This is a genomic window from Flavobacteriales bacterium (assembly GCA_013214975.1).
Classification (GTDB): Bacteria; Bacteroidota; Bacteroidia; order DT-38; family DT-38; genus DT-38.
Genome location: JABSPR010000230.1, coordinates 1 through 4,035, shown reverse-complemented (window position 1 = coordinate 4,035; position 4,035 = coordinate 1). Strand labels below are relative to the sequence as shown.

Here is a 4,035-nt window from a genome sequence, read left to right as displayed (position 1 = left end):
GCACAATTTAGAGGTGTTAGGAATGTAGAATTTTTCCTTTTTAGGCTGGAGAAACTTTTTGCTTAATTTTTGAAAACAACAACTTTTTATATTGATCCGTTATTTCTATAAATTTGCACCACTTAAATACTTATATAATGAGTTCAGAAAATAGAAAGTGGAGCAGAGAAGAAATTAGAGCAGTGTATGACAGGCCGCTTATGCAATTGGTTTTCGACGCAGCGGTCGTTCATCGAGAAAATAATGATCCATTAGAAGTTCAGGTAAGTAAGCTTATATCTGTTAAAACAGGTGGATGTTCTGAAGATTGTGGTTATTGTCCACAGGCTGCAAGGTACCATACTGGTGTTGAGAATCAGCCGTTGATGTCTGTTGATGAAGTGCGAAAGGATGCGGAGGATGCAAAGGCATCTGGTGCTTCTAGATTGTGTATGGGTGCGGCTTGGAGGAATGTTAAGGAGGGAAAAGACTTTGATAATATACTCGAGATGGTTCGTCTGGTAAACGGAATGGATATGGAAGTATGTTGCACGTTAGGGATGATTACCGACGATCAAGCGAGAAGATTGGCGGATGCTGGTCTGTATGCATATAATCACAATGTAGATACATCAGAAGATTATTATAAAGAAATTATTTCTACTCGGGCGTACGATGATAGATTGAAGACTATTGAGAATGTTCAGAAGTGGGATGTTGGGGTTTGTTCGGGTGGTATTATTGGAATGGGTGAGTCTATAGAAGATAGAGTAGGTATGTTATATACTCTGGTTAATTTAGATACACCACCGGCTTCTGTTCCTATTAACGCATTGGTGCCTGTGGAGGGTACGCCAATGGCAGAGAATTACAAAGTGCCAATTTGGGACGTTGTTCGAATGATAGCTACAGCGCGAATTGTATTGCCGAAAGCATCTGTTCGTATGTCGGCAGGTCGATTGGAAATGAGCATGGAAGGGCAGGCAATGTGTTTCATGGCAGGTGCGAATTCTGTTTTTGCAGGGGATAAGCTACTTACTACTCCTAATCCAGAGTTTAATCAGGATAAGGAAATGTTTGACATTCTTGGTTTGAAAACTAAAGCGGCATTTAAGGATGGCGATAAGCCAGAAACAAAAGAGTCTTATAAGGAAGTGAGGGCTACCGAAAAACCGAAATGGTCTAGGCCTGGACATAGTATTGACGCTAATATTACTGCTTCGAAAAAGGGTAAGGAAGAGGCTGTATAGTCTATATCTTAATTAGGAATTGAAGCTTGTTTGTTAATACAGGCAGGCTTTTTTGTGTTTGGTGCAAATAAAATAAGGGTATCTTTGAGGCCCTTTTTTATTTAGGCATGAGATCAATTGAAGAGTTTATAAGTAAGTCGCTGAGCGACAGGAAAGAGAACGGTGCTTTACGAGAACTTTCTGTTAAGAAAGGCTTGGTAGATTTTTGTTCTAACGACTATTTGGGCTTTTCAAGGTCAAAGGATCTAAAAGATCGAATAAGCTCGGAGATGCAAGATATGGGGGTGGGTTCTACAGGTTCTCGTCTATTAACTGGTAATTCAGTCGAGATAGAAAAACTTGAGAGTCGAATAGCGAAATTTCATATCGCGGATGCAGGATTGATTTACAACTCAGGATATGATGCAAATTTAGGTCTGCTTTCTTGTTTGCCTAAAAAAGGAGATACTGTTATTTGTGATGAGTATTCTCATGCATCTATCCGGGATGGTATTCGATTAAGTCTAGCAAAATCTTTTTCATTTTCACATAATGATATTTCTCAGCTGGAAGAAAAATTATCTATCGCGGAAGGGAAAATATACGTGGTTGTTGAATCTGTTTACTCGATGGACGGAGATCAAGCTCCTTTAAAAAGTATTGTGGAGTTATGTGAAAAATATGAGGCTGCCCTCATTGTAGATGAGGCTCATTCAACTGGTATTTTTGGTGAAAAAGGGGAGGGTTTGGTTGCTGAATTAGGACTGGAGAAAAGAGTCCTTGCTCGTGTCCATACTTTTGGAAAATCAATGGGTTGTCATGGTGCAATTGTTCTTGGTGGTGCTAATTTGAGATCTTATTTGATTAACTTTTCCAGGTCGTTTATTTATACTACAGGAACTCCTAATTATGCCGTTATAGCCATAAAAAGCGCCTATGACATCCTGTCAGGAGTTGGGTTTAATTCATCTAAACTCAGCAAGTTAGTAAGTTTATTTAAATCATTACTTCATGACTGTGTTGATTTCGATTTGATAGAGAGTTCTTCCCCGGTTCAATGCTTGGTTGTGCCTGGAAATGATAGCGTAAAGAGGCTTTCTGGAAGGGTGAATGATCGTGGTTATGATGTTAGGCCAATTCTATATCCGACTGTAAAAAAGGGAAAAGAGCGTATTAGGATTTGTATCCATTTATTTAATTCGGAAGAGGAAGTTAGAGGGTTGGTTGAAGCCATTAAATTGAGTGTATGAAGAAATATTTTGTAACTGGAAATGGAACCGAAGTCGGAAAAACATTTGTGTCTGCGATTTTAGTGGAGGCGTTAAAAGCAGATTATTGGAAACCAATTCAAGCCGGTGATTTAGAAAATTCGGATAGTAAATTGGTGCGAAGTTTGGTATCAAATACGCAAAGTAAATTTCATACAGAAGGGGTGCTTTTGTCTCAACCTATGTCTCCTCATGCGGCGGCAAGAATTGATGGAATTGACATTAAATTGGAGTCTTTTTTAGTTCCTGAAACGGAGAATGATTTAATTATTGAGGGAGCTGGTGGCTTGATGGTTCCGATAAATGATAACGGAGATCTGATATTAGATTTGATTAAATATCTAGATGTAGAAGTAATTGTTGTTTCTAGAAATTATTTAGGAAGCATTAATCACACGCTACTAACTTTTGAAGTTCTAAAGGAAAAAGGCTTGAAAGTTAAAGGGGTAATATTTAATGGAGAGCCTAATGCAGAGTCGGAGGAGTATATCTTAAAGTATACAGGGGTCGAATTGCTAGGAAGAATAGGGAATGTGGTTGATGTAAATAAAGGTGTTGTAGAAGATTGTGCTGCCAAATTTGTAAATGTTTTATAATGGATACGTTAGAAAAAGACTTAGCTCATGTTTGGCATCCCTTTACGCAGATGCAAACGGCGGAAGATCCTATTGTTATTGAGAAAGGAGAGGGCTCTTATTTGATAGATAAGGATGGCAAGAAATATTTAGATGCTATTTCATCTTGGTGGGTAACTACACACGGGCATGCACATCCATATATAGCGGATGTTGTTTATCAGCAATTGAAAAAGTTGGAGCATACTATATTTACTGGTATTACGCACGATAAAGCGGCAGATCTTGCTGCTCGACTAATAGGATTATTACCTTCAAATCAATCAAAAATATTTTACAGTGATAATGGTTCTACTGCTGTTGAGGTCGCAATAAAAATGGCTTTTCAGTATTGGCATAATCAAGAAAAGCCTAAAACGAAAATAATTTGTTTTGATCAAGCTTATCATGGCGATACATTTGGTGCGATGTCTGTAGGTGGGAGAACTCACTTTACTGCGCCCTTTGTGCCTTTCTTGTTTGATGTAGTGCATTTGGAAGTTCCGGTTCCTGGGAGAGAGGAGGATGTTATTGAACAGTTAAGGCTTGCATTGAAAAATAATGGTATAGCGGCTTTTATTTATGAGCCTCTAATACTTGGTGCTGCAGGGATGGTAATGTATTCACCAGAGGTTCTAAATGAGCTTATGAGGCTATGTAGAGAGAAGAATGTGATTTGTATAGCCGATGAAGTATTCGTAGGTTTTGGGAGAACTGGAAAGTATTTTGCTTCTGAATATATGGCGCATCAACCAGATATCGTTTGTATGTCTAAAGGAATTACCGGAGGCACAATGGCTCTGGGAGCGACTTCATGTACAGAAGATATTTATAATATGTTTTTGTCGGATGAGAAATCTAAAGCACTGTTTCATGGCCATTCGTTTACAGGGAACCCTGTGGCGTGTGCTGCTGCCGGTGCCAGCTTAGATCTGTTTGAAAAAG

The 4,035-nt window shown here is 38.7% G+C and carries 4 protein-coding genes; all 4 read left to right on the top strand.

What is annotated here, in order from left to right; translation table 11 throughout:
• Positions 1-137: 137 nt before the first annotated feature.
• Complete coding sequence (bioB, locus tag HRT72_07645; protein NQY67579.1) at positions 138-1,229, top strand: biotin synthase BioB; 1,092 nt, start codon at positions 138-140, stop codon at positions 1,227-1,229.
• A gap of 107 nt (positions 1,230-1,336) precedes the next feature.
• Entirely contained in the window at positions 1,337-2,458 is a 1,122-nt protein-coding gene (locus HRT72_07640; protein NQY67578.1) for a pyridoxal phosphate-dependent aminotransferase family protein, read from the top strand.
• Complete coding sequence (gene bioD / locus HRT72_07635; protein NQY67577.1) at positions 2,455-3,072, top strand: dethiobiotin synthase; 618 nt, start codon at positions 2,455-2,457, stop codon at positions 3,070-3,072. Before HRT72_07640 ends, bioD begins: the two co-directional genes overlap by 4 nt.
• The coding region (gene bioA / locus HRT72_07630) for an adenosylmethionine--8-amino-7-oxononanoate transaminase (protein NQY67576.1) at positions 3,072-4,035 on the top strand (964 nt) is incomplete at its 3' end. The genes bioD and bioA, both read left to right, overlap by 1 nt.

Coding starts and splice junctions, on each gene's coding strand:
- bioD (NQY67577.1), top strand. CDS start 2,455: ATGAAGAAATATTTTGTAACTGGAAATGGAACCGAAGTCGGAAAAACA.
- bioB (NQY67579.1), top strand. CDS start 138: ATGAGTTCAGAAAATAGAAAGTGGAGCAGAGAAGAAATTAGAGCAGTG.
- HRT72_07640 (NQY67578.1), top strand. CDS start 1,337: ATGAGATCAATTGAAGAGTTTATAAGTAAGTCGCTGAGCGACAGGAAA.